The organism is Binatus sp. (SeqCode) (assembly GCF_050013435.1).
Lineage (GTDB): Bacteria > Desulfobacterota > Binatia > Binatales > Binataceae > Binatus.
Genome location: NZ_JBEKFG010000023.1, coordinates 1 through 26561 on the forward strand (window position 1 = coordinate 1; position 26561 = coordinate 26561).

Here is a 26561-nt window from a genome sequence, read left to right on the forward strand (position 1 = left end):
CTTCGGTCTCTACGTTGGCCGGGTCGGGGATACAGCAATCGACGGGACATACCGCCGCGCACGCTTCATGGTCGAAAAAGCCGACGCATTCGGTGCACTTCGACGGCACGATGTAATAGATGTCCTGCGCGATCGCGGGACTGGTCGCGCCGTTGAGATCCCACGGCGCTCCGCCCGCGTAGATCGCCGTGTTAGGACATTCCGGCTCGCACGCTCCGCAATTGATGCATTCGTTGGTGATCGTCGTTGCCATCTCGTGAACCCCGGTCTATCGGCAAAACTGGATTGTGATCGATATCAAAAAAACTCTAACAACGCCGATCTGAGCGGGCAATCGATCCCCCACGAATTGCTCTAATAGAACCCTGCGACGGAGTTTATACTGAGCGAAGTCGAAGGGCTCAGAGCAAACTTCGCTGGCTCTCTCTTAACACTGAGTGCAGGGGTCACCCGTGCCTTTTCGCGGCGACGTGGTATTGACTATGCTGGGCGGCAAGCCGCGGTACGCCCGACCCCAAGCGCAATCACGACCGCAGGAGTGTCTCGCACATGGATCTTCAATTCACGTCCGAAGAAGAAGCATTTCGGCTAAAGGTCCGCAGCTGGTTCGCCGAGAACCTGCCGAGCAGCGGCCTGTCCGCCGACAGCGATGGCCGCGACGACAAAGCCTGGATCGCCAAGGCCAAGGTCTGGCAGCGCCGATTGTACGAGGCCGGCTACGTCGCGCTCGCATGGCCCAGGGAATACGGCGGCCAGGCGTTGGATCCCGTGCGCCAATCGATCGTCAACGACGAGATGGTCCGGGCCAAGATGCCGTATCTCGTCGGCCAATTGGGACTCTCGATGCTCGGGCCGACGCTTATCTCGTGGGGCAGCGAGGAACAGAAGCAGCGCTACCTGCCGAAGATTCTCAGCGCCGAGGAAATCTGGTGCCAGGGTTACTCCGAACCCGGCGCGGGTTCCGACCTCGCCGCGCTGAAGACGCGCGCGGAAATCGTCGGCGATGAATTCGTCGTCAACGGTCAGAAAGTCTGGACGTCGGGCGCGCAATACGCCGACATGATGTTCTGCCTGGTGCGCACCGACCCCGAAGCGCCCAAGCATCGCGGCATCTCATACATGCTTATCGACATGCACACGCCGGGAATCACCGTGCGTCCCCTGGTTCAGATGACCGGCGATCGCGGCTTCAACGAAGTGTTTTTCGACAACGTCCACGTGCCGCGCAAAAACCTGGTCGCCAAGCTCAACGAAGGATGGATCGTCGCCAACGCCACGCTCTTTCACGAGCGCAACATGCTCGGCTCCGCCAGCGGCAGCGAGCAGCGCTTCAATCGCCTGCTCGCATTGGCCAAATCGATCGAGCGCGGCGGCCGTCCGCTCACCGAGGACCCCGTCTTTCGCCAACGGCTCGTGGAGCTGGAGATCCGCGTCGAGGCGATGCGCTTTCACGCACTGCGCCAACTGACCGATCAGATTCGCGGCAAGAATCCCGGCGTCGAGGCAATGATCAACAAGCTGGTCGGCACCGAGCTGAATCACGACCTCGCCACCGCCGCGATGGAGGCGATGGGCGACTACTCGATGCTCGCGCGCGATGACGAAGCCGTGCTCGATCACGGCTACTGGCCGTATGAGTGGATGTTCTCGCTCGGGCTGGTGATCGGCGGCGGCACGTCGCACATCCAGAAAAACATCATCGCGGAGCGCGGCCTGAAAATGCCGAAATCCCGTTGAGCCGGGTGAGAGTGCAGCGGCGCCAAATTTGGAGAGAGAACAATCATGGATTTCGGACTCAGCGAAGAACAACAGCAACTCAAGGAAAGCGCGCGCGCGTTTCTGAGCGGCGAATGCCCTGCCGCGTTCGTGCGCAAAACAATGGCCACCGATGACGGCTATCCGCGCGAACTCTACGCCCAGATCGCGAAGCTCGGATGGAGCGGGCTGGTCGTTCCCGAGAAATTCGGCGGCGCGGGACTCGGGATGCTCGACATGGCGATGATTCTCGAAGAGGGCGGCTACGCGGCGATGCCGGGGCCGTTCCTGTTCTCGTCGGTGCTCGCGGCCAGCGCGCTCAAACTCGGCGGCTCCGAACGGCTCAATTGGAAATGGCTCACCGCGCTCGCCGAGGGCAAAGCAATCGGCACGGTCGCGGTCGTCGAGCGCGCCGCCAGCATCGATCCGGTTGACATCGCGACGATTGCGGCCAAAGACGGCTCGGGATGGCGTCTCAACGGCGCCAAGATGTTCGTGCCGTATGCCAACGTCGCCGACTTCATCGTCGTCGCCGCCAAAGATAATGCTCGCAATATTTTCCTGTTTGTCGTCGATACAAAAGCGCCGGGCGTGACGACCCGTTTGCTCAAGAATCTCGATCTGACGCGGCGCGTCTCCAGCGTCGAGCTCAAGGGCGCACCCGCCGAGCGGCTTGGCGGCGGAACCGATCTCTTCGCGAAACTGATCGACGTCGCCGCGGTCGCGGTCGCTGCCGACTCGCTCGGCGGGACTGAACGCGCGCTCGAGATGGCGGTGGAATACTCAAAAGTCCGCGAGCAGTTCGGCAAACCGATCGGATCGTTCCAGGCGCTCAAGCACGCGGCCGCCGAAATCGTCGCCGACCTCGAACCTGCGCGCGCGATGCTCTGGTACGCCGCCTACGCTCAGGACATCGGCGCGGCGGACGCCTCGCGCACGGCTGCGATGGCGAAAGCGCGGCTGTGCGATATCTACAGCCGCGGCACCGACCGCGCCGTTCTGATGCACGGCGGCATCGGTTTCACCTGGGAGCACGACATGCATCTGTGGTTCAAGCGCGCGCGCTTCAACGAGTCGTGCTTCGGCTCGCCCGCGTACCATCGCGAGCGCGTCGCCGCGCTCGGCGCGTATTGAGGGCCACGCGGGATCGAGATGACCGTCACGAAGATAGTTGTTCTCGACGGTCATGCGTTGAATCCGGGCGACTTGAACTGGGAGGCACTGCGCGCGATTGGCGAGCTGCAAGTCTTTGACCGTACCGCAGACGATCAGATTGTAGCGCGCGCGCACGAAGCCGAAATCGTGCTGACCAACAAGACCCGGCTGTCGGCGCAAATTATCCGGCAGCTCAAAAGTACCCGTTATATCGGCGTGCTGGCCACCGGGTACGACGTAGTCGACGTGCAAGCGGCACGCGAGCTCAAGATCTCCGTCACCAATATCCCGACCTATGCCACCGCCTCGGTTGCGGAATTCACCTTTGCGCTGCTTCTCGAGCTGTGCCATCACGTGGCCCTTCACGCCGACTCGACGCGCGCGGGAGAGTGGTCGCGATCGAAGGATTTCAGCTTCTGGAAAACGCCCTTGGTCGAGCTGGCGGGCAAGACGATCGGGATAATAGGTCTCGGTCAGATTGGCCGGCGCGTGGCCGCGATCGCCCTGTCGTTCCAAATGCGGGTGATTGCTGCCGGTGCGGCCAGCAGCCCGGTTCCCGACTGGCCTGGCTTTCGATGGTGCGAAGTCGATGAGCTCCTGCGGCAAGCCGATGTCGTGAGCCTGCACTGCCCGCTGCTTCCACAAACCCAGGGAATTATCAATGCTAAATCATTGGCGATGATGAAACCCAGCGCCTTTCTCATCAACACGTCGCGTGGTCCGTTAGTCATCGAGCAGGACCTGGCCGATGCGCTCAACAACGGGCGTATCGCGGGCGCCGCGGTTGACGTGCTTTCGACAGAGCCGCCCTCCCCAGACAATCCGCTTTTACGTGCGAAGAATTGCATCGTGACACCGCACATCGCGTGGGCATCTAGGGAAGCGCGAACGCGGCTGCTCGATACCGCGATCGCCAACGTGCGCGCATTTCTCGACGGCCATCCCGTCAACGTCGTGAACTAAGTTCCCACGGCCTGCGGCATCTTCACCGTTTCACTGTTTCACGGCGCGCAGGATGTCGGTCTTGGTCACGATTCCATTGAGAGCGCCGGCGCCGTCCGTCACCAGCAACATCTGCGCGCCGCGCTCGCGCACCAGCAGCCGCAGCGCCTCGCTCAAGTCGCAGTCGTCGGTCACGCGAATCGCGCCGCGGTCCGCGAATTCGCCGACGGTGATTTTGTCCCAATCCGCGGGGGCGACCCGGCTGAGAGCGGATACGGAAATCGTCCCAACGGCCTGGTCGCCTTCGTACACCGGGAAGAACGTGTGCCGATGACGGGCCGCGACGCTGGCGACGAATTCGCGGATGGTTGAGCGGGATTGCACGGAAATGACGCGACGCTGCATCACGTCCCGCACCGCCATCCCGGATAGCTCCGCGAGTTTGGCGGTCTCGTGAAGATGCTGATCGCCGGAGACCGACGCCTCGCCCGAGATTGCGTAGGCGACCGCGGCGCCGATGAGGCTCGGGATGATGTAGGAATGGCCGCCGGTGGTTTCCGCGACGAAGACCACTGCGGTGAGCGGAGCTTTGTATCCGGCCGCGAGGAACGCCGCCATTCCGACCGCGGCATACAGATCGTGCGTCGGCGAGTGAACGACCGATTGCGCGTAGGCGTTGCCGATCGCTCCGCCGACCAGCAACAGCGGCACGAACATCGCGCTGACGCCGCCCGAGCCGAGCGAGAAAATCGTCGCGAGCAGCTTCAACGCGGCGAATGCCAGCAGCACTTCGGTCGGAATCGGATGCCTGAGTACGTAGCGGACGGCTTCGTAGTTGGGACCGATCGGAATGAGCGGGCCGTTGTAAATCGTCACGAACGCGAGGCCGCATAGCGCGGTGCCGAGTCCGCCGATCGTGAGCTTGAGTGTATGCGGTATCCTGGCAGTGATGAAAAACATGCGCACGCGGCGAAACGTGATGTCGAAGACGATTGCGATGAGCCCGATTCCAGCGCCGAGCAGCGCTGACCATGCGACGTCGATTGCCCGGAAGCTGGTGCTGCCCGCGAAACCGAACAACGGCGTGGCGCCGACGATCGACACCAGCGTTGCGTAAGCGACCACCGACGCGATCAGCGACGGCAGCAGCGCTTCGTGCGCGAGGTCGTCCTTGTACGGCATCTCGAGCGCGAACACGATGCCGGTAAGCGGAGCGCGGAACACCGCCGACATGCCCGCCGCCGCGCCGCTGATCAACATGATGCGGCGGTCGCGCGTTTCCAGACCGAAACGGCGCAGCTTGGTCCATAGCCACGATCCGATCGCGCCGCCGCTGTAAATGCTTGGTCCTTCAAGCGCCGCGCTGCCGCCCGAGCCGACCGTGGTCACCGCGGCGAGCAACTTCCACCAGAACGGATGCATGTCGATGTCGCCCAGATGCTCGTGGTAGGAGCGAACGATCTCCTCAGTCGAGTGTTCGTCGGGGTCGGGCGTGCGAAACTGCATTATCAGCCCCGTCACGAAGAAGCCGGCGACGAGTCCGGCCACGATTGCCCAATGATGGGCAAGGTAGTAGGGAAGTAGTGTCGCCCAGATGATGTCGAGGATGAGCACGGCGATCCCGGTGATGATGAGGCCGGTCAGGATACCGATGATAGGCGCGACGAGGAGCCATTTCTGGATGTCACGCGAGTACGTTGCCCTCAGGTCTTCATTGACCAGAGCGGTGTACTTTCGCAATAGGGGATGCTTAAAGAAACTTGATTCCAGGAAGCTCGCCAAGATTCCCAATGCTGCGATCCTTTCCCCGCCTGGATTTGGCTCGGCGAGTCATTTTCCAATATCAATGATTAGCATCATGTGTCGGCTGGGCACACTCGCAGTGACGAATGTAGCAGAATTGACACAAGCAATCGCATGCGGCAGGTTGACGCATTGAAGAAGCGGCAGCGGTATGCAGGATGGAACTGATGTTCAACGTCCAAATCGGCGATTTGCGGGTCATCGAGAGTTACAACTGGCTCCGCAGCATCATGGGTCGAGTAGGCACGTCGTCCCTCGTCATGTCGCGATTTGAATATAACGCCGTGGTAAATGGCACGGCAATTGGATGACTTAGTTAAGGTGGGGTCTCATCCGACCTCGTCCAGGCGTCGCTAGTTGGCATGTTTTAAGAATCGACTGCCACGGATTTGTCAGGTGATGGGGGATTATGAGTGATCAAGAGAAGGATAAGGAACAAGACAAAGAATCGAGTCTGTTGAACTCTGCGGTCAGGATTTTTCTCGTCGAAGACAATCCGGACCACGTTTTTATCGCGCTCACCGTAGTAAGGCAGGTGCTGGGCGACGATATCGAATTGGTGCATGCGTCGAATGCCGACGAGGCATTGCTCATGATCGCGCAGTTCACCGAGCAGGATCGCCCGGATTTGTTTTTGGTGGATTTGCGTTTGCCTGACAACGGCGGCTTCTCCGTGTTGCAGGCGACGCGAGCGAACGAGGCGCTGACGGCGGTGCCGATGTTCGTTATCACGAGCTCGCTGTACGACCGCGATATTGCGGAGAGCTATCAACTCGGCGCGTCTGCCGTCCTGTGCAAGCCGCTGTCGCGCGCCAAGCTGCGCGACGAGTTGGTGCGCGTCGGCGCACTGCCGCCGTCGCAGCGGCGGGTCGATCCGTCATATCGCCAATAATCAAGCCGGATTGCATTCGCATACGGGCTGTGAGTCGCGCGACTCACGGCCCGTTCGATTTTGCAGGCTTGACGCTTGCGCCGGCAAATAGGATTCTCGCTGACGGTCTGCCCGGCAGCAGACGGGATTTGCATTGCGGCGAAAATCATCGCACAGGAGTTGCCGTGAAACCCTACACATTTGAGCATAGTGACGCGCTGATGGAGCGCGCCAAAAGAGTTGTTCCCGGCGGCATCTACGGCCATCAGGCGCCCGTGCTGCTAACCCGGGGCGCTTACCCGTCATTTTTCGCGCGCGGCGAGGGGTCGCACGTCTGGGACGTCGATGGCAACGAGTACATCGACTACCTTTGCTCATACGGCCCAATCGTGCTCGGCCATCGGCATCCCAAAGTCGAGGAAGCCGCGCGCCGGCAGATGGAACTCGGCAACTGCTTCAACGCGCCGGGGCCGGTGTGGGTCGATCTCGCGGAGCATCTTGTCTCGATCACGCCGTTTGCCGACTGGACGGTGTTCGCCAAAAACGGTTCCGACGTATGCACCTGGGCGACCGAAGTCGCGCGTCAAGCGACCGGGCGGCCGAAGATCGCGATGTGTGCCGGCGCATACCACGGCACCGATGCATGGTGCACGCCGCTTCCCGGCGGAGTGACGGCGGAAGATCGTGCGAACATGGTTTATTTTCGATTCAACGACCTCGAGAGCCTGCGCCACACGGTCGAGGAAAACCGCGGCAAGATGGCGGGCGTAATCCTGTCGCCGTTCAAGCACGACGCCGGCCACGACTCGGAGTTGCCGGTCGAAGGATTTATGTCCGGCGTGCGGAAAATCTGCGACGACAACGGCATCGTCTTCATCCTGGACGACGTTCGCGCCGGCTTCCGCCTGCACATGGGCGGCTCAGGCGAGTTGTTCGGAGTGCGTCCGGATCTCACGACTTACTGCAAGGCGATTGCCAACGGCTATCCGCTGGCCGCATGCCTTGGCCGCGACAGTCTCAAGCAGGCAGCGCAGGAAGTGTTCTTTACGGGATCGTACTTCACCAGCGCCGTGCCGATGGCGGCGGCGCTGGCGAATCTCAAGGAGCTGCAAGCGGGTGGCGGAATAGAGAGGATGCGCACCAACGGCGAGAAGCTGCGCACCGGCCTGCTCGCGCAGGCGCGCGGCGCCGGACTCGAGGTGACTTACTCCGGACCGCCGGCGATGCCGTACATGACGTTCAAGGCCGACGCGGGCCATCATGATCGCGCCAGGGTTTTCTGCGGCGCATGCTCGCGCAGCGGCGTGTACTTCGCGCCGCGTCACAACTGGTTCATCTCGGCGGCGCATACCGAGCGCGACATCGAGCAGACCCTGGACGTGACCGAGCGAGCATTCGAGGCCGTGCGCAAGCAATTCGGCGCATAGCCCGTCGCGCAAGCGTCGGTTACGACTTGATACGCTCCAGAACGATGACCGGGATTTGACGGGTGGTGTTCTTCTGGTAGCCGACAAAGGCGGGCATCGCTTTGGCCTGGGCGTCGAACAGCCGCTTGCGCTCGGGGTCGGCGGTGATGACGGCCCTGGCCTGGAATTTTTCCTTGCCGATCTCAATCGTAACCGCCGGGTGAGCCTTGAGGTTGTGGAACCAGGCGGGATGCGTCGGCGCTCCGGCCTTCGACGCGATTATTACGATTCGATCGCCATCCCTGGTGTACACCAGCGGAGTGGTAGTGGGACGGCCGCTCTTCGCGCCGGTCGTAGTCAGAAGCAGCAGCGGCGCGCCCACGAAGGGGCCGCTGAGAACCTTGCCGCCGTTGGCGCGAAACTCTTCGATCAGCTGGTCGTTGAATCCGCGCAGCGCTTTATCGTTGGCGCGAAACTCTTCCATCTGTTTGTCGCTGAGTCCCGGCATCGCTTTCTGGTTGAAATCCGGCATGGTGGTCTCCTTTTTTTCGGGAAAGTTGTGGCTGATCGTGAACCCGGTCCGTCAGCTTACGCCTGACTTAAATCTCGGGCCATTTGTTGTTCCAGGGGCGCGCCTGTTCGTACGCGTACGAAGCCTGCAGGACAAGGTCCTCGCGATAACGCTCCGCAACGATCTGCAATCCGCAGGGAAGGCCGGAGTCGGTGAGTCCCGCGCGCACCGACGCGGCGGGATGGCCGCTCATGTTGAATGGATAGGTGAACACGACGGCATTGAGCGGGTCCTTGAGCGGTTGGCCGTTGATCTCGGCCGGCATCGGACCCTTGGCGGGAAAGGCCTCGGTCGGAAGCACGGGACATAGCAGCAAGTCGAAGCGCTCGAACACGCGCTGGCACCAATCGTTGATCTCGCGGCGGCGTCGATACGCCGCGCCGTAATGCTTCCACGTGACGCGCGGCGCGCCTTCGGTGCCGGTGGCGAACGCGCGGCCGAAATTCTCGCGATCCTTGTCGAGCCATTCATGCAGCATCGCATAGCCTTGCGTCGCGCCGACTTGCATCCAGGCGCGGCCGGTATCGGGCATAGGGTCATCGATAGTCGTCAGGTCGTAGCCGAGGTTCTTGAACACGGCGACAGCTTTTTCGATTTCGCGCGCCACGTCGCGCTGCACGAGCTGGCCGAAGTCGGGATGAAATGCGATGCGAAGTTTTTTTGGGATGCGGTCAAGTATGGCCTGATAGGAAATTCCCGGATGCGGCACGGAGTCGGGATCGGCCGGGTGATAGCCGACCACCGCGTCCATGAAAAGCGCGGCGTCGCGCACGGTGCGCGTGAGCGCTCCATGCACGGAGGTGTCGTTCCATTGTTGCATCCCGAGCGTAGGGTCGTTCGGAATCCTGCCGAAGGTCGGTTTCAGCCCGTAGCATCCGGTGTAACAAGCAGGGATTCGCACGGAGCCGCCGCCGTCGGAGCCGGTCGCGATCGGTACGACGCCGCCGGCGATGGCGGCCGAGCTGCCGCCCGATGATCCGCCGGGCGTGCGCTCGAGATTCCATGGATTGCGGGTGACACCGAACAACAGGTTCTTGGTGAAAGCGGTGTAGCCGAACTCGGGCGCGTTGGTCTTGCCGATCACGATCGCGCCGGCCGCTTTCAGGCGCGCGACTTGAATCGAATCGGACTTGGGCAGGTTGTCCTTGAACGGCTTCGAGCCGAACGTGGTTCGCAGACCGACGGTATCCTCGAGGTCCTTGACGCCGAGCGGCAACCCCGCCATCGCTCCGACTTCTTCCCGCCGCGCGATCTTTTCGTCCAGCGCGCGCGCCTCGGCCATCGCGGCGTCGGCGCGCAGTGCGCAAAACGCGTTGAGCTTGGGGTTGGTCTGTTCGATTCGTCTGATCGTCAGCTCCATCAATTCGCTGGGCTTGAGTTCGCGTCCGCGAATCATCGCGGCGAGTTCGTGTGCCGGCTTCCAATACAGTTCGGTCATGGCGAATACCTCCCGAGGAGAGGGGACAATCACCTGCGCGGCAGGGGTGACCCCTGCACCCAGTGAAAACGCGAAGACGCGAAATCCGCGCAGCGCGGCTTTCGCGAAGGGTTTATGTGAGCAACGGCGATTCCGTGGGCTTCTGCCCCATCCCTTCGAGCCGAACTTACTACGATGCGCGCGAAGGTGGAAAGCGAAGCGACCAGGGAGCGCAAGCCACGCGGCTCAGCGCGCCTTCGCGCTCATTGCTGTCATCCTGACGATGCGAGCGAAGGCGAGCTGAGGAAGGATCTCGGACAGCTTCGCGTCACGCGAAGCCGGTACCGGTTTCGGATCGCCCGCTGCGCATCGGGTGATGAACAAACCGTGGGTTCCGCCGGCGAAGGTGAAGTGAGTCGGGCTACCCGGCGGAGGATCAAATCACCTGCGCGGTGGGCGGCAGGGGTGACCCCTGCACCCAGTGAAAAGTGAAAATGTGAAGACGCGAAATCCGCGCAGCGCGGCTTCCGCGGAGGGTTTGTAGAGGAGACAGCCATCTAGTTTGACAGCCTAACAGACGTTAGATAGGGTTTTTGCCGGGTCAGTGCGAAGCGCTTTGAAAAATTCGGCCGCGCGCGCGAGCGCCAGGGTGGTTGATCTGCGGCGGCCCGTCGACACGCGTGACCGCGTGCTGCAGGCGGCGCAGGCGCTGTTCGCCGAGTTCGGCTATCGCGGCACCAGCCTGCGAGACATCGCCAGGCGAATCGGGGTCAAGGCGCCGTCGCTGCTGCATCATTTTCCGTCCAAGCAACAGCTCTATCTCGCGGTGCTGGACCAGATGTTCGAGAGTCTGGACGATGCGGCCAACGCGATCGTCTGGAGGCATGAAGGCCGGCAGGAGCGGATGCGCCAGGCGGTCGGGCACACGGTCGACTTTATCGCCAGCCATCCCGATTTCGTGCGAATCATGTGGAAAGAGATGGCCGACGAAAGCGGAACCGGGCGGCAAGTGCTCAAACGGCGGCTGCCGCCGCTGTTTTCCACCGCGGTCACTTTTATTTTCCACGGCCAGCGCGACGGCGAATTCCGCACCGATATCGATCCGCTGCATTTCATGTGGGGGCTGAACGCGATCACGATTGGCTACTTCACGATCGCGTCGATGATCCGGCGGCTGTGGGACGTGAACCTGCTCGAGCCTGCGATGGTTGAGCGGCGCAAGCGCGAGCTGACCGACATGGTCGAGCGCACGCTGTTCATTGTTGACGGCGCCGCGCGGCTGGAGAATGAATCGACGAAAACCCGAAGGAGAAAATCGCGCTTATGAAACTGGGAACCTTTTATGAGCATCAGCTGCCACGGCCATGGAAGGAGGGCGCGGAGCTTAAGCTGTTCCAGGATGCGCTCGATCAGGTCGAACTCGCGGACCGGGTCGGCATGGACCATATGTGGGAAGTGGAGCATCACTTCCTCGAGGAGTACGCGCATTCGTCGGCGCCAGAAATTTTTCTGGCCGCGGCGAGTCAGCGCACCCGGCAGATTCGGCTCGGTCACGGGATCGTCTTGCTGCCGCCGGGCTACAACCATCCGGCGCGGGTCGCGGAGCGAATCGCGACGCTGGACCTGGTGAGCGGCGGGCGGGTCGAGTTCGGTACCGGCGAATCGTCGGCGGAGCTGGAGTTGGGCGGCTTTTGCATCCCGCGCGCGGACAAGCGCGCGATGTGGCAGGAGTCGCTGGGCGCGATCGCGCGAATGTTTGTCGAGGAACCGTTTCTTGGTCATGAGGGCCAGTACTTCAAGATGCCGGTGCGTAACGTGGTGCCCAAGCCCGTGCAGAAACCGCATCCGCCGCTGTGGGTCGCGTGCTCGCGGCGCGAGACGATTCATCTGGCGGCCAAGCTCGGGATCGGCGCGCTGACCTTCGCGTTCGTATCGCCGGAAGAGGCGCGGGAGTGGGTCAACGACTATTACACGACGCTCGAGAATGAGTGCGAGCCGATCGGATACGCGGTCAACGCGAACATCGCGATCGTCACCGGCTTCATGTGCGACAACGACGCCGAGCGGGCGCGCAAGATGGGCGAAGAGGGGCTGAAGTTTTTCGGCTACGCGCTAGGCCATCATTATGCGTTTGGGCGGCACGAGCCGGGCAAGACCAACATCTGGAACAATTTCAAAGCGAGCCCGATGAATTTGCCGGGGCTGGACGGGGCGACCTCATGCGTCGGATCGCCCGACCAGATTCGCACGCGGCTTGGCCAGTTCGAGCAAGCCGGCGTTGACCAGGTGGTGTTCATCTCGCAGGCGGGCAACAACAAGCACGAGGACATCTGCTCGTCGCTCAGCCTGTTCGCCGAAAAGGTCCTGCCCGAGTTCAAAGAGCGCGAACAAAAGCGCGCCGGGCAGAAGGCCGAGCGGATGGCGCCGATCGTCGAGAAAGCGATGAAGCGCAAACCCGAGCCGAAAATTCCCAAGAGCGACGGACCCGTCGTGGTGCAGGCCGGGATGCTCGTGTAAGCGCGACGGCGCCTTCAATCTGTGACGGGCGCGGTCGGCGCGGGTCCGACGCGAGTGAACTTTACCGGGAATCCGCCGCAGTCTTTGGGATTGACGAGTTCTTCGCGGAAATTACTCGGGTCGCTGACGATAATTCGCGCCTTCACCCATCGCGACTGCTGGAATCCATGATCGGCGCATATCTGATCGGCAATCACGATGCCCGGCACGTGTTGATCGAGAGTACCGCGCCACACGACGTTGCCCGGCGGGATATTTTTGTTGCCGTCGATCAGGGTTGCGACGTAATTGCGGCCGCGCAGCATCTGGTCCAGACCGATAACCACTCGAAGCGGGCCGCCCGGATAGGTGGCAATCCAGTTTCCGTTGAGCAACCTCGCCACATTCATCGGCGGCGGGGGCGGCTGCACGGGAGCGGCCGGAAGCATCGGCATCGATGGCCCCGAAGATTGTTGGAACGACTGCGAATTGCACGAGGAGGTCACGCATGCGAGCACAATCGTCAGCGCTGCAAGGGCGGCGCGGCGCGCGATAGCAGGTGGCGGACTCGCGGCGGTCAACGTTCGTGAGCAGCGGCGGTGGATGCTCGGACGCGGCATAGATTCCTCCAGCGGATGGATGCTCAAGTATAGACTGAGTTACGTTGCAGAACAGCAGGGTCCGGTTTGCCGCGGTGCGCCAATATCGATGAGTTAACGCTGCGAGCCAGCATCAGGAGTGACGAGTTGGGCAACGATTACATCGAAGCGTCGCGCGTCTTTCACGAAATCACCAAGCATTCGTACACCAGCGTCCGTTCGTCGCCGCACTTTCTGGACTGGGACATCAAGCCGATGCCCTACAAGATTTATCCGGGAGCCGCGTCCGTCGCGTTGCCGCGCGATCTGAATCTTTCCGCGACGCCCACGCTGTCGGCGCTCTCGTCGTACGTACCGGCGGGATTTTCCGCACCGATCGAAACCGCCGCGCTGACCCGCATTTTGTTCTGTGCCGGCGGGCTGACGCGGCACAAGCAGGTGGGAGGTGAGGAATATCATTTCCGTGCGGCGGCGTCGGCGGGCGCGCTATATCCGATCGAGATTTACGTGGCGGCAGGAGCAGTGGAGGGCCTCGAGTCGGGCCTTTATCATTTTTCACCGGGCGATTTGCGGATGACCGGGCTGCGACGCGGCGATTGGCGCGGTTCCCTGGCAGACGCGGCCGCGAAGCGCAGCTCGATTCTGGACGCGCGCGCGGTGATCGCATTGTCGGCAATCTACTGGCGCAGCGAATGGAAATATCGCGCGCGGGCGTATCGGTATTGCTATTGGGACGCGGGAACCATGCTGGCTAACCTGCTTGCCGCGGCGGCGGCCGAGGAAATTTCCGCCGACGTGATCACCGCATTCGAGGATCCCGCACTCGAAGCGTTGCTCGGAATCGACGGCGAGCGCGAAGGCATGGTCGCGCTGGTTGCGCTGGGGCGATCGGACGGGCCATCGGCGCCATCGCCTGAAATCAAGCCGTTGACGCTCGAGACGATTCCGCTTTCGTCGCGGGAAGTCGCGTACCCTGACGTGGACAGGATGCATCGCGAATCGCGGCTGGTGACGGCCGATGAGGTCGCAAGGGTTGCGGCTGCGAAATTGGATTCGGCGCCATCGTCGTCAAGCACGGGCGAGCTTCGTTTCGAAACGATCGCGTCCGAAGATTCCACGGGACTCGGCGAGACCATCATCCGGCGCGGATCGTCGCGAGCATTTGCCCAGGATGCGATTGGCGCGGAAGAACTCGCGACGATCATGGCCGCTTCAAGCGAGCATCCGCAGGCCGACTTTCCGCCGTTGACCGACACTTATCTAATCGTCAACGCGACCGACGCAATGGAACCCGGGGCGTACTACTACAACCGGCAAGCGCGCGCGTTCGAGATGCTGAAGGCGGGCAACTTCCGGGGCGAGGCCGGATATCTGTGCCTCGAACAGCCGCTCGGCATGGATTGTTCCGCGCTGGTGGTTTACATGGCCGATCTCGAGCGCACGCTTCGCGCGTTGGGAAATCGCGGTTACGGCGACGCGCATCTCGAGGCTGGAATTCTTGGCGGCCGCGCCTACCTTGCGGCATATGCGCTCGGCCGCGGCGCTACGGGACTCACCTTCTACGATGACGACACGAGCAAATTTTTCGAGCCGCACGCCGCCGGAAAAAGCCCTCTGTTGATGGTTGCGCTCGGAATTCCCCGCTCGCGGACGAAATCGTAGTCAAGACTGCGGGCAGGTTGAAAGAGTCGGCGAGACGCAGCCGCAGCGGGGTACTGATGACTGCCTGATAGGCGGATGCCTGTCGTTTGAGCAGGCACGTTGCAATTTTCATCAATACTCATTCGATTTTGAAGTGGCACTTTTCCTGCTTTGAGCTTCCTTCATACTCCCGCCCGTAACGGGAGCGACGCGTGTGCATGCGGCGGACAACCACTCCGGCCCATGAATTGAAGGAGGTAAGATGGCTGAAGAACAGAAAAAGATGCTGCCGACGCTCGGCTTGACCGGGGTCACGGTCAACGCGATGGCGCTGATCGCCCCGGGGGCCTTCCTGTGGATCACGTTTGTCGTTCAAGCCGGCTACGCATACCCGTCCGGCATGTGCATGTGGGCGGGTATCTTCGCTGCGTTGATGCTCGCGTACGCGACGGCAATTTCGTACGCGGAACTTGCCAAGCTGTATCCCGGCGCAGGCAGTTCCTATTTCTTTGCTGAGCAAGCATTTCTCAGCAAGACGCACGCGTATCGGTTTGCACGCATCGCCAAATTCACAATGGGATGGGCGTCGCATCTGTATTACTGGGTCTATCCGGGTGCAATGGTCGCCACGATCGGGATCATGGTCGGATACATCGTCGGCAACTTTGCGCCTGGCACCATCAACGCCGGCACGCCGGGCCCCGTGTTCATGGCGCTGATCGCGGTTGTCGCTGCTTTTGGAATCGCATACATCGCGTTTCGCGGCGTTAACGGCTCGACGATGGTTAATATCGCGATCAACGGTATCCAGATAGTCGCCCTGCTGTTCTTCGCGGCATTGGCGATCGCTTACCGACTCGGGCACCCCGATGGGTCCACCGGTCTTGCCCTCGATGGCACCAGCAAGGTGCTGCACTACGCTTTCAGTGGCGACGCACCCGCACATGCAAGCGCCTGGTCGGTCATCGCGCCGCACAACTTCAGCTATGTCATGCTGCAGGCCACCATCGCGATCTTCCTGCTGGTCGGCTTCGAGTCGGTGACCGCACTCGGCGAGGAAGCGAAGAACCCCAAGCGCGACATCCCTCGCGGCGTACTGCTCTCGCTAACGATCCAGGGGCTGTTCTGCTACCTGATCGAGTACTTCGCCGCCAACTATTTCATGAACAGCGCCTACAGCCTTGCCGACGCAAAAGGCTCGGCGGCGCCGCTTGGCGACATGATGACGATCATCGGCAACGCGCTGCTCGGCGGCCATGGCCAGGCGTTCATGATGCTCGAAGCGCTGACCGTGTTCCTCGCGCTGATTGGCACGACCCTTAGCTGTATCAATACCGGCGCCCGCGTGACCTACGCGATGGGCCGCGACGCGGAAGTGCCGGAGCACTTCGGTCTGCTGCATGGCGAGAATCTCACGCCGCATCGCACGATTTGGACGCTCGCGGCTATATCGGCGGTGCTCGGCGCGTACGCGGCGCTTTATTTCTTCGCCGGCAGTTCCGCACCGGACGACAAGACGATCGCCACCCTGCCGCACAACTTGTGGTATGCCGTCGGAATGAGTTCGAACGCATCTCTGACGGCTCTGCCGAACGGACTGGCGTTGGTCACCCTGCTCTCAAACTTCGGAACGTTCGTAGTCTACGGGCTGACGAATCTCTGTTGCATCGTCGCGTACCAGGAGCGTCACGAGTTCCATGGCATAAAACACATGGCGATACCGATATTTGGCGCGGTCGCGAATTTTGCTTGCATGGCGTTCTACATCATCGGGCCGATTGAGGGGCTCGGCAGCGTGAAGGAACCGCTGATGGCGGTCGCGATCGCGGTGATTTGGGGACTCTACGGCGCGGTTTACTTCATGCGTAATTCCAAGAAGCGCGGCAAAGACACGATTCTGGTAACCAAGCCGGCCTGATCCCAGGCGCTGGTTTGGCGAATAATCCCGGGGGCGAGCCGCGTGGGACCGCGGCTCGCCCCCTTGGCCGTTCAAGCGACTTTACTCCTCAGCGTTAGCCGGGTAGCTCAATTCAAATGGATTCGTCGCTCGCCGCTCCTCCTTCGGTAGAGCAGGCTTTCGAGTTGGCGCTGCTGTCCGACGTAGGTACGAACCGCCCGGACAATGAAGACGCGTGCGGGCATTTTATCGAGAGTCCCGACAGCGTGGTGTTCGCGATTGCCGACGGCGTCGGCGGCTACGAAGGCGGTGAAGTCGCGAGCCGGATGGCGATCGACATAACTCTCGAAGCTTATCGCGAGAGCCCGCCGGCGTGGGGCGCCGGCAAGCGGCTCCATCGCGCGATTACGCGCGCCAACATCGAGATTCACGACAAGGCGCTTACCGTGCCGGAACTGGGCCGGATGGCGACCACGATGACCGCGGTTGCGGTCGAGAAGGGGATGCTCGCGGCGGTGCACGTCGGAGATTGCCGGCTGCATCTGATCCGTCACCGCCAAATCTCGCAAATCACAAAAGATCACACGATGGTCGCCGACCGGGTCAGGATGGGCATGATGTCGGCGGCGCGCGCGAAGAATCATCCGGAGCGCGGGATGCTTCTGCGCAGCCTGGGTCACGAGTTGATCGTGTCGATCGATCGGATCGCGATGCCGCTGCTGGAGCGCGATCGCCTGATCCTGTGCAGCGACGGGATGTACAACGTCCTCGATGACAAGGAACTGGAATCGCTGACGCGTGGCGTTGACCCCGAGACGGGATGCCGTATCTTGATCGACACGGCCAATCGGCGCGGTACCGCGGACAACCTGACCTGCGCGGTCTTCAGAATGACGTCGCCGACGGGGCATACGGCGACCGCCGGCGGATGGCGCGATCGATTGCGAGGATTGTTCGGGCGATGAAGCGTATGAGCGCTGGCAGTGATCTAATTGAATACGGGTTCAAAACAGAAATTCCGGATAATGCTGCAAAATGCAACGAAGGACCGTGCATTTTGTGGATATCATCGCACTACAAAATTTGCCTCACGCGGATATCCTGTTATGATCTTTAACTTCGCAGGCTGCATTTTGCATGATCGCGGCGTGCAGTCGGCATTTCCGGCGGCGCCTGGGGAAGGTCCTACTTGGCCGTCACTGTAAAGCCGATCCAGCCAACGGGCCTTAATCAGTCCCATCCGCAGGCATTGTTCGGAAAGCAGACCACGGCAATCGTCGTCACGACGGGGATGCTTGCCTTCATTTCCTTCTGGCGGGCGTCTGCGATCGTCCTGTGTGACCTTGCTTCGACCTCCTACTACATCGGCGGCATTGTCGAGCAGGCCTGCGGCCGTTCGGCGCCATATTTCATCCTGGCCGTGATGCTTTTCTCGTATGCGGTGCGCGCGGTGTACGTCGAGTCGTGCTCGATGTTCACGCGCGGCGGAGTTTACCGCGTCGTCAAGGAGGCAATGGGTCCGACGCTCGCGAAAATCTCGGTGTCGGCGCTGATGTTCGATTACATTCTGACCGGTCCGATCAGCGGCGTCTCCGCCGGCCAATACCTGGTCGGCTTGATCAACGAACTACTCAAGCTCGCCCACTCCGGAATTATTCTGCCGCCGGATTTCTCGGCCGCCTTCTTCGCCATCGCCGTGACCGTATATTTCTGGCATCAGAATATTCTTGGCATCGAGGAATCCAGCGGCAAGGCGATGCGAATCATGCAGGTCACGACCGTGATGGCCGTGATCATGATCGCATGGTGCGGGATCACGATGGCGGTGCGCGGGGCGCATCTGCCGCCATTCGAGCTCCGCTTCACGGCCGACTCGCTTGGTTGGCTGGCGAATTTTCCAGCCGCGCGCACGATCGGCGCGATCGGCATCCTGATTGCCTTCGGCCATTCGATCCTTGCGATGTCAGGCGAGGAGTCGCTGGCGCAGATCAACCGCGAAATCGAGACGCCCAAGCTCAAGAACTTGCTCCGCACGGGACTGGTGATCTTCCTCTACAGCATGTTGTTGACCTCGTTGGTGTCGTTCTTCGCCGTGATGATCATCCCCGATAGCGTCCGGATGTCTCAGTACGGCAACGATCTGATCGGCGGGTTGGCGATGTTCATGGTTGGCCCGCTGTGGGCGCGGCTTGCACTGCGCGTGTTCGTGGTGTTCGTGGGCTTCCTGATCCTGGCCGGCGCGGTGAACACAGCCATCGTCGGCTCGACCGGCGTGCTCACGCGGGTGGCCGAAGACGGCGTGCTGCTCGACTGGTTCCGCCACCCGCATAAGCGCTACGGGACGAATTATCGCATCGTCAACCTGGTCGCCGGCTTGCAAATCGCGACCATCGTGCTGTCGCGCGGCGAAATATATGTCCTGGGCGAGGCCTACGCCTTCGGCGTCATATGGAGCTTTGTCTTTAAGACGCTCTCGGTGCTGGTGCTCCGCTACCGGGAGAAATACAAGCGGCTCTGGCGGATGCCGCTGAACCTCAGGTGGTTCCGGCCCGGCGGCCAGGATTTCCCGCTCGGCTTGGCGCTGACGTTTCTGGTGTTGCTGCTCACCGCCGTCATCAATCTGTTCACCAAGAAGGTTGCGACCATCTCGGGCGTCGGATTTACGCTTGCCCTGTTTGTCATGTTCGAGATCTCGGAACGCTTTAACGGCCACGTTGAGCACGTCTACGGCGAGGAGCCGGAGAAATTCAACCTCGAACTCGTCGAAGAGGGGGAGGTTGACCCGGTCCACCTCGGCCTCGCGGCGCAGCACAAGCGGCTCATCGCGATTCGCGATCCCGGCAACTTGACCCACCTGCACCGCTATCTCTCCGAGCCCGACGACGCGGAACTGATCGCAATGACCGTCCGCGCCGAGCGGGGTCTCGCCTCGAGCGAGGGCGCGCAGGTCTTCACCGACCACGAGGAGAAGCTCTTCAGCAAGGTGGTCAAGGTCTGCGAGGATCACGGCCGCGCCGTGACGCCGCTGGTCGCGGTTTCCAACGACCAGATTTACGCGATCGCGCGGATGGCCTACCTGTTGGACGTTGAAGAAGTCGTGATGGGCGTGTCGGAGCGCTTCCATCCTGACGTGCAGTTGGAGAATTTCGCGATGCACTGGGGATCACTCGGCGACTCGGAGCGTCATATCAAGGTCCGCGTGCTGTCCGACACCCGCGACATCCGGGCGGAGATCTGATTTTAGACCTCGCGCAATGGAACGCTGGAAGGCGACCAAGTCCCGCAAAACGCCACACCAACCTGCGCACGTCAAACTTCCAAACTGAAACCGCGCGCAAATCCCTGTGACTCCTCAATCCGGTTTAGGGGCCCGGTTTTGGGGATGAACTATTTCAGCCTGCCCGCGCCGGATTTCAAGTGCTATTCATACACCATGGTCAACCGCCAGGATGTCCCGTGCTCGCCCGGCTCACCCGAAATCGGGCGACCACTGCGTCTGGCAGAATTTGTTTTTGGCGGAACAAAGCTAGCCCTAGTGCGGAGCCGTCCCAAAACCACAACGGATGGTGTAAATTGCGCTCTCCGGCTCTATTCGATCAGCCAGATAGACGTGAGCGAATCGCTGTGAAGTTCCGCCACGCCGCCGCACTCGCGCTTGCAGGCTGGTATTTGATACTGCCCCCGCTAACTCCCAACGGGCGATGGATCGATACAACTGCACCGCTCAGCGCATGGTACAAGGTGAAACCTCCGTATGCATCAAAAGATGGCTGTGAGAGAGCGAAAAACGGAATGATTGCACTTCACCGCGCGAATCCTTCAAGTCCCTCGAAGCTACTGAGCCTCAAGGATGAGCAAGCCGGTCTTTGCGTCCACTCCGATGATCCCCGTCTCTATGCAAATTAGGGCAATAATATACTTGACTCATCAGACCGAATCCTGTATGATTAATGACATGAAGGAACCACGCACATTGAAAGATGCAGTTGTTTATTTCTCCGATCCTGATAACTGCTTGAATTATCTGGTTAAACGCCGCTGGCCGAACGGCGTTCATTGCCCTAGTTGTGGCTCGGAACGGGTTAGTTTTGTTCCCAAGCGGCGCGTATGGCAATGCAAAACCCGGCATCCGAAATGCCAGTTTAGCGTTAAGGTCGGAACGATCTTTGAGGACTCTCCGCTTGGCTTGGACAAGTGGCTCCCCGCTGTCTGGATGATCACTAATTGCAAGAATGGCGTTAGCTCTTGGGAGATTCATCGCGCCATCGGCGTTACACAAAAAACCGCGTGGTTCATGCTGCATCGCATCCGGCTCGCGATGCATAGCGAAGATGGCAAGTTGAGCGGCGGAGAGATTGAAGCCGATGAAACTTTTATCGGCGGTCTCGCTCGCAATATGCATAAGGACAAAAAGGCCAAAATTACCGGCACTGGCGGAGCGGGTAAGGCTATTGTAATGGGATTGCTGGATCGCAATAGCAGCAAGGTTCGACTCGCGCATGTACCAAACACCCAAGGCGATACCCTCCACACTCATGTTCGTAAGTATGTAAAAGGTGGTTCGTATCTCTTTACCGATGCGTTTGCTGGCTATCACGGCCTGGATCGCGAGTACATTCATCAAGTGATCGATCATGCCGAAAGCTATGTCGAGGGAAACGTCCATACCAATTCGATTGAGAATTTCTGGTCGCTGCTCAAGCGCGGCCTCAAGGGTACTTATGTTAGTGTTGAGCCTTTCCATCTATTTCGCTACTTGGATGAACAAGCCTTTCGGTACAACAATCGAAAGGAAATGGACGATGGCGACCGATTTAACGCTGTCGTTTCGCAAATCACTGATAAGCGCCTGACCTATGATCATTTGACTGGTAAGGATGCCTCTACGACGCCACTCTAAGCCCCGCCAAGGTCGCGGGAAACGAAAGGAATAGATAACTAGTCCTGTTGAACGAATTCCAAACGCAATCGAAAGCTCAATGTGTCATTATAAGTAAGGAGAGCATTTAGGGAGTCAGCTAACATTTTAAGTGTAAGTGCTTCCCTTCCATCTTTAATCAACTGCACAAAGCAGTTAGGGCATGTGACTTCGGCGGGCTTCCAATCCTTCAAACGACAGGAAATCGTAGCTCCGCATTTCCTGCATTCTAATTGTATCGCTAGTATATCAGATGGCTCGAAATAAATGCGCTTGATAATTGTCATTTCATTTTCCGTTTTGGTTTTGGCCCACGCTTGTGTGGATTCCGCGCAACGTGCTTTTGATATTCCTGCTCGCGCTTCTGAATCTCCGAATGCGATACCGACAACAAACGATCTATGGTGTTCGTAAAGGCATCGAACTCGGATATAGGCGCTTTAGGTTTCATCATCTTTGTTCCGTGAAGTAGATGCGTGTTCTATTGAATTGATGTCGGTATCGAACTTATATCGACCGGAACAAAGCCCGTACCTAACGGGGCTAGTTGATACCCAAGATAAAGAAGCGATACCGCGACTATTTCTTTGCAATTAACCCCCTGAGCTACGTTCCCAATCAGAATTCCGCGCCCCGGCTCAGTATATACATCTGGATAACCTCGATAGTCACCGATAGCAGCACCGGAATTGTCACGAAACGCTATCTGGATAGTAGCACCATTCCAAGCGACTTCGGTATTGTTAGTAATTAGTATATTGACCTGGCAACCATTAGAAGCCGTTCCAAGTTTTTCAACCTTGACTAAAGCAGGTGGTGGGGGAGGCGGGCAAGCCCGTATCGTTACGTCACGAATTTGATCGGGGGTGAGATTTCTCGCAATATAGATTGCATCTACCAATCGAAGTTCAGAGGCTCTTGCATAGCTACTCATGTCGCGAGTGCTCTCGATCGTAGTCATATCAACCGATTCTTTGTCTTCACCGAGATCACGCTCCTTCGCGATAATAGATGCCAAGTCGCCTATCGTACTCACAGGTCGTCCCTTAGGGCAGGCCGACATAAATAGTTGATCTATTGTTGTAGCATCCATCGATTCAGAACCACTCGAAGGCGGCGGTTGTGAAGATGCACATGCACAACAGAAAATCGACAATATCAATAATGCTAATTGTTTCATCGAAGTTTAGGGAGAACCATCACGTTATTGCCAAGCTTAGCCTCTGATTTGAGACAAGCATTTTGTATCGCATCATGGACTCCGCTCGGTTTTACATCGGAGCTATAGACTAGCTCGGCCATCTTTATGAATAAAAGGTGATCATCAGGAGATACAGAAGTACCCATGAGCGATTGTTCTACACGCGAAAGCGGAATGCCTTGATCGCGGTAATTGGCTATATTTTCGGCAAGCATACCCATACCAGTGCATCTCTCAGCAACAGCCGCATTCGCATCGCTATCGGCAGCAAGAGCCGAATCATATATCAACACGAAGCAGAAAACAGCCAATAGTAGCATCGACAGATGTTTCATTCTCCCCTCTCTAAGAGGCGCTGAGAAAGCAGCTCCATAAAATCGTGAGTACGCATAAGTGCGTTCAATGCTTCGGGAGCATTATACATACCACGTGCGTGTGATACCTCTTTGCGCCAAATCTCATTTAGGTAGTTGGCTTGGCTCGCGGCATCCGCATAGAATTTTGAATGTGCCTCTTTTTCAGCATTGCGACCCGGTGACTGCTGAATAGTTTTTAGTTTTCCGTCAATCGCATTTAAGATTAAGCCCCACTCCGAGAACTCCAAGGGATGTTTCTGTGGCCCAATGGTTGTTACGCCCAAGTCTTTTGCTAGAACTCGCAGACCGCGTTCGGCGATACGCATTGAATGAAATACACAGGCTGTATTGCAACCCAAGACATAGCACTCGACCGCTTCCCTAATATCATCCTTAGCCGACAAAAAGTTAGCCCGTACTTTAGCCCAATCATGATCGAGTTTATCGAGTTTTTGTGCTTTGTCTGGTGGTATAAACGCGAATTGACGATCTCGCAATTCTGATTCCATCGTTTCCCGCAACACTTTTACCCCGACTCGGATCTGGTCAAGCGAAATGCCAACATCTCGTATTTGATTCATTATGCGGTCGATACGTGCCACGGCAGCATTCAATGCCAAGTCCACGCAGTATTTTCGACCGAGAGAAAGTTGTGTGACTACATCTATCTCTATGATATGTTCGTGCGCCACAGTATCACGGAGCGCCGGATTCAATCTGATTAGTTCTTGGAATATTCTTTCGTACCGTTCGAGCCATACCAACAAAAGGCCCAATTGCCAAACAGGATATTGCAGCATATCAAATAGGTTTATCAGTTTGTGTTCTGTACTCGAACCAAGCCTGACAGAACCACATTGATGAGTCAAGTATATTATTGCCCAAATTAGATCCGTGCCTGGGCGCCCGCATCCCCTTCCATCACCTGCGTGCCGGATGGTAACGTCCGCTGACCGGCTTTTTTTCGAGACGGTCTGAACAATGCGCGAGGTCGGCATTGGAGAAAACCTCGATCAGTACAAATTGATCGAGGTGATCGCGCGCAGCGGAATGGCGTCGATCTTCAAAGCTATCGACCAAATCGACGGCGCGACCGTCGCGATCAAAGTCCCCTACATGCAGTTCGAGAGCGACGTGGTCTTCTACGGCCGCTTTCAGCGCGAAGAAGAAGTCGGCCGCCGCCTCAACCATCCCGGCATCATCAAGGTCCTCACACCCAGGCGCAAAAGCCGCATGTATATCGCGATGGAGTACGTCGAGGGTTCCTCGCTGCGCGCGATGATTCAGGAAAGCGGCGGGCTATCGGTGGAAAAGGCGCTCGATCTTGCATGCCAGTTGGCGGAGACGCTTGTGTACATGCACGGCGAAGGCGTGGTGCATCGCGATTTGAAGCCCGAGAACGTGCTGGTGACGGCCGAAGGCCGGACCAAGATCATGGATTTCGGAATCGCACTGGACGAAAGCGCGCGGCGGCTGACGTGGTCCGGCCTGTCATCGACCATCGGCACGCCCGACTACATGGCCCCCGAACAGGTCAGCGGCCGGCGCGGCGACGTTCGCACCGACATCTATTCGCTGGGCGTGATTCTCTACGAGATGCTGACCGGCCACCTCCCGCACTCGGGCCCCAACGTTTACAACGTGATGCGCGCGAAGACCTCCGAAGATCCGCAGCCGCCAACCGCATTCAAGCCCGATCTCGATCCGCACCTCGAGGAGATCCTCCTGCACGCAATCGAGCGCTCGCCGCGCGACCGCTATGCGAGCGCGGCCGACATGCTTGCGGACTTGCGCGATCCGTCGCGGGTGGTTCCCAAGGGCCGCGCGCAGAACCTCCATCCACGCAGCCTCGCGCTGCAGCGCGCGCGTCGAACCGCCGCGTACGTGCTGTTTTTCACGTCGCTCATCGGAATCTTTGTATCTCTGATTTGGCTTGCAAACCGTTACCCGGCGTCGCCGACACCCGCGCGCCGGTCATATCGAGGGCAGGTGAAATGATGCCGAGACGATCGCAACTCGGATTTGCCGCCGCCACTTTCGCCGCGCTGACGCTATTCCCGTCGATAGTGCGCGCGCAGACTGCCGCGTCGTCACCGCCGCTGGACAATTCGCTCAACCTGGCGTGGCTGCTGGTCGCGGGCTTCCTGGTGATGTTCATGCAGCTCGGCTTCGCAATGGTGGAGACGGGGTTCACGCGCTCCAAGAACGCGGTCAACACCATGGCGATGAACTTGATCATTTATCCGATCGGCATCATCGGCTTCTGGCTCACCGGCTACGGCTTCATGATGGGCGGCGTCGCGCACTGGCCCTCGCTTGGCATGGGCGCGATCGGCCATCACGAGTTGTCGATCACGATTGGCGCGCATTCGTATGGAATCATCGGCTTCAGCAAGTTCGCGCTGCTCAACGTCAGTCGCGATCCGGCCAGTCTCGGCATGTTTCTGTTCTCGCTGGTTTTCATGGACACCGCCGCGACCATTCCGACGGGTGCGATGGCGGAGCGCTGGAAGTTCAAAGCGTTCTTTATCTACGGACTGTTCATGTCGATGTTCCTGTATCCGTTGTACGGCAACTGGGTATGGGGCGGAGGATGGCTCTCGCAGCTCGGCACGAACCTGGGCCTGGGCCACGGCCATCTGGATTTCGCCGGATCGTCGGTGGTGCACATGACCGGCGGAGTGGCCGGTCTCGCCGGCGCTTACATGGTGGGTCCGCGCATCGGAAAGTTCCGGCGCGACGGCGCCATCGGCGCGTTGCCCGGACATAACCTGCCGATGGCCATCAGCGGAACGTTGATTCTCGCGTTCGGATGGTTCGGCTTCAACGCCGGCTCGACGCTCGCCGCATCGGATCCCCGGATCGCGATCATCGCGGTGAACACCATGCTTGCCTCGGCGGCCGGCGCGCTCGCGGCACTGCTGTATTTGTGGAATCAGTATCACAAACCCGACGTCGCGATCGCCTGCAACGGTCTGCTGGGCGGACTCGTCGCAATCACCGCCCCGTGCGCATTCGTATCGCCCGCAGCGGCTGTTCTGATTGGCACGATCGCAGGACTGCTGGTCGTGTGGGCGGTGCTTGAACTCGAACGCCGCTTTCGAATCGACGATCCGGTCGGCGCGGTCGCCGTGCACGGTGTGTGCGGAATATGGGGCGCGCTGGCGCTCGGTCTGTTTGCCGACGGCACCTACGGTGACGGATGGAACGGTGTCGCGGGTCCGGTGCGCGGCCTGCTCTACGGCGACGCGGGTCAATTTGTCGCCCAGTTGATCGGTGTCACGGTGAACGCGGTCGTAGTATTTGGCCTTGCGATCCTGTTCTTCAAGATCGTCGAGCGCACGGTGGGCAACCGCGTGCTGGTGGAAGTGGAATGGTCGGGGCTGGATGCGCTTGAGATGGGAAGCGACGCCTATCCACATTCGTAGCGCGGCGGGGATTCGGCGCGAGCGGCGCGTTACCTGAGCGATCGGGCTTGGACCGGAACAATCGCAGTATAGGTGAGCGGCGATCGCTGGTTTAGACCTATATTT

At 59.6% G+C, this 26561-nt stretch carries 23 protein-coding genes; 15 read left to right on the top strand and 8 right to left on the bottom strand.

Features of this window, described 5'->3' with window-relative positions; translation table 11 throughout:
* The coding region (locus ABSB13_RS06580; protein ID WP_428106676.1) for a 4Fe-4S dicluster domain-containing protein at window positions 1-253 on the bottom strand (253 nt) is incomplete at its 3' end.
* A 296-nt stretch (window positions 254-549) separates the two neighbouring features.
* On the opposite strand from ABSB13_RS06580, the gene ABSB13_RS06585 reads away from it, so the two are divergent.
* Genes ABSB13_RS06585 through ABSB13_RS06595 form a run of 3 tightly spaced genes read left to right on the top strand, consistent with a single transcriptional unit; the run spans window position 550 to window position 3873 of the window.
* Window positions 550-1737 (top strand): acyl-CoA dehydrogenase family protein, encoded by a 1188-nt coding sequence (locus tag ABSB13_RS06585; protein WP_428106679.1) that lies wholly within the window; start codon window positions 550-552, stop codon window positions 1735-1737.
* Window positions 1738-1782: 45 nt separating this feature from the next.
* Window positions 1783-2889: an acyl-CoA dehydrogenase family protein gene (locus ABSB13_RS06590; RefSeq protein WP_428106680.1), complete on the top strand. Its 1107-nt coding sequence runs from the start codon at window positions 1783-1785 to the stop codon at window positions 2887-2889.
* A gap of 18 nt (window positions 2890-2907) precedes the next feature.
* Complete coding sequence (locus ABSB13_RS06595) at window positions 2908-3873, top strand: D-2-hydroxyacid dehydrogenase (RefSeq protein WP_428106683.1); 966 nt, start codon at window positions 2908-2910, stop codon at window positions 3871-3873.
* 30 nt (window positions 3874-3903) lie between these two features.
* Here ABSB13_RS06595 and ABSB13_RS06600 read toward each other — a convergent pair whose 3' ends face one another.
* Complete coding sequence (locus ABSB13_RS06600) at window positions 3904-5592, bottom strand: chloride channel protein (protein ID WP_428106684.1); 1689 nt, start codon at window positions 5590-5592, stop codon at window positions 3904-3906.
* A gap of 221 nt (window positions 5593-5813) precedes the next feature.
* Between ABSB13_RS06600 and ABSB13_RS06605 the strand changes: the two genes are divergently transcribed.
* The 3 genes from ABSB13_RS06605 (at window position 5814) to ABSB13_RS06615 (ending at window position 7953) form a co-directional block, all read left to right on the top strand.
* A complete protein-coding gene (locus ABSB13_RS06605; RefSeq protein WP_428106686.1) occupies window positions 5814-5966 on the top strand; it encodes a hypothetical protein in 153 nt (50 codons plus the stop codon).
* A 98-nt stretch (window positions 5967-6064) separates the two neighbouring features.
* Complete coding sequence (locus ABSB13_RS06610; RefSeq protein ID WP_428106689.1) at window positions 6065-6547, top strand: response regulator; 483 nt, start codon at window positions 6065-6067, stop codon at window positions 6545-6547.
* Between the two features lie 164 nt (window positions 6548-6711).
* Window positions 6712-7953, top strand: coding sequence for an aspartate aminotransferase family protein (locus ABSB13_RS06615; protein WP_428106690.1), 1242 nt, complete (start codon window positions 6712-6714; stop codon window positions 7951-7953).
* A gap of 19 nt (window positions 7954-7972) precedes the next feature.
* Here ABSB13_RS06615 and ABSB13_RS06620 read toward each other — a convergent pair whose 3' ends face one another.
* On the bottom strand, window positions 7973-8464 hold the full coding sequence (locus tag ABSB13_RS06620) for a nitroreductase family deazaflavin-dependent oxidoreductase (protein ID WP_428106692.1): 492 nt from the start codon (window positions 8462-8464) through the stop codon (window positions 7973-7975).
* 67 nt (window positions 8465-8531) lie between these two features.
* Window positions 8532-9941 (bottom strand): amidase, encoded by a 1410-nt coding sequence (locus tag ABSB13_RS06625; RefSeq protein ID WP_428106693.1) that lies wholly within the window; start codon window positions 9939-9941, stop codon window positions 8532-8534.
* A 595-nt stretch (window positions 9942-10536) separates the two neighbouring features.
* On the opposite strand from ABSB13_RS06625, the gene ABSB13_RS06630 reads away from it, so the two are divergent.
* Together ABSB13_RS06630 and ABSB13_RS06635 are read left to right on the top strand one after the other, a co-directional pair.
* Window positions 10537-11247: a TetR/AcrR family transcriptional regulator gene (locus ABSB13_RS06630; RefSeq protein ID WP_428106695.1), complete on the top strand. Its 711-nt coding sequence runs from the start codon at window positions 10537-10539 to the stop codon at window positions 11245-11247.
* Window positions 11244-12437 carry an LLM class flavin-dependent oxidoreductase gene (locus ABSB13_RS06635; protein WP_428106698.1) on the top strand — a complete coding sequence of 398 codons (1194 nt, stop codon included), beginning with the start codon at window positions 11244-11246 and terminating at the stop codon, window positions 12435-12437. Before ABSB13_RS06630 ends, ABSB13_RS06635 begins: the two co-directional genes overlap by 4 nt.
* A 14-nt stretch (window positions 12438-12451) precedes the next feature.
* Here ABSB13_RS06635 and ABSB13_RS06640 read toward each other — a convergent pair whose 3' ends face one another.
* Window positions 12452-13036: a hypothetical protein gene (locus ABSB13_RS06640; protein ID WP_428106699.1), complete on the bottom strand. Its 585-nt coding sequence runs from the start codon at window positions 13034-13036 to the stop codon at window positions 12452-12454.
* 126 nt (window positions 13037-13162) lie between these two features.
* On the opposite strand from ABSB13_RS06640, the gene ABSB13_RS06645 reads away from it, so the two are divergent.
* The 5 genes from ABSB13_RS06645 to ABSB13_RS06665 all read left to right on the top strand — a co-directional run bounded on the left by ABSB13_RS06645 (window position 13163) and on the right by ABSB13_RS06665 (window position 21453).
* The gene (locus ABSB13_RS06645; RefSeq protein ID WP_428106702.1) at window positions 13163-14677 is read left to right on the top strand and encodes a SagB/ThcOx family dehydrogenase; all 1515 of its coding nucleotides are present in this window, start codon (window positions 13163-13165) and stop codon (window positions 14675-14677) included.
* 241 nt (window positions 14678-14918) lie between these two features.
* Window positions 14919-16574, top strand: a complete 1656-nt coding sequence (locus tag ABSB13_RS06650) for an APC family permease (protein WP_428106704.1) — start codon at window positions 14919-14921, stop codon at window positions 16572-16574.
* 116 nt (window positions 16575-16690) lie between these two features.
* A complete protein-coding gene (locus ABSB13_RS06655; RefSeq protein WP_428106705.1) occupies window positions 16691-17518 on the top strand; it encodes a PP2C family protein-serine/threonine phosphatase in 828 nt (275 codons plus the stop codon).
* A 224-nt stretch (window positions 17519-17742) separates the two neighbouring features.
* Window positions 17743-19791 carry an APC family permease gene (locus tag ABSB13_RS06660; protein ID WP_428106708.1) on the top strand — a complete coding sequence of 683 codons (2049 nt, stop codon included), beginning with the start codon at window positions 17743-17745 and terminating at the stop codon, window positions 19789-19791.
* A gap of 717 nt (window positions 19792-20508) precedes the next feature.
* On the top strand, window positions 20509-21453 hold the full coding sequence (locus ABSB13_RS06665) for an IS1595 family transposase (protein ID WP_428106710.1): 945 nt from the start codon (window positions 20509-20511) through the stop codon (window positions 21451-21453).
* 499 nt (window positions 21454-21952) lie between these two features.
* On the opposite strand, the gene ABSB13_RS06670 is transcribed toward ABSB13_RS06665, so the two are convergent.
* From ABSB13_RS06670 to ABSB13_RS06680, 3 genes are read right to left on the bottom strand one after another with little or no spacing between them, the layout of a single operon-like run.
* A complete protein-coding gene (locus tag ABSB13_RS06670; protein WP_428106712.1) occupies window positions 21953-22651 on the bottom strand; it encodes a hypothetical protein in 699 nt (232 codons plus the stop codon).
* On the bottom strand, window positions 22648-23007 hold the full coding sequence (locus ABSB13_RS06675; protein ID WP_428106715.1) for a hypothetical protein: 360 nt from the start codon (window positions 23005-23007) through the stop codon (window positions 22648-22650). The genes ABSB13_RS06670 and ABSB13_RS06675 overlap by 4 nt, the downstream gene beginning before the upstream one ends.
* Window positions 23004-23744 carry a hypothetical protein gene (locus tag ABSB13_RS06680; RefSeq protein WP_428106716.1) on the bottom strand — a complete coding sequence of 247 codons (741 nt, stop codon included), beginning with the start codon at window positions 23742-23744 and terminating at the stop codon, window positions 23004-23006. The genes ABSB13_RS06675 and ABSB13_RS06680 overlap by 4 nt, the downstream gene beginning before the upstream one ends.
* Before the next feature lie 265 nt (window positions 23745-24009).
* Here ABSB13_RS06680 and ABSB13_RS06685 point away from each other — a divergent pair, with 265 nt between their 5' ends.
* Both ABSB13_RS06685 and ABSB13_RS06690 read left to right on the top strand, forming a co-directional pair.
* Window positions 24010-25026: a serine/threonine protein kinase gene (locus tag ABSB13_RS06685; RefSeq protein ID WP_428106717.1), complete on the top strand. Its 1017-nt coding sequence runs from the start codon at window positions 24010-24012 to the stop codon at window positions 25024-25026.
* Entirely contained in the window at window positions 25026-26456 is a 1431-nt protein-coding gene (locus ABSB13_RS06690) for an ammonium transporter (protein WP_428106719.1), read from the top strand. The genes ABSB13_RS06685 and ABSB13_RS06690 overlap by 1 nt, the downstream gene beginning before the upstream one ends.
* The last annotated feature ends 105 nt before the right edge of the window (window positions 26457-26561 follow it).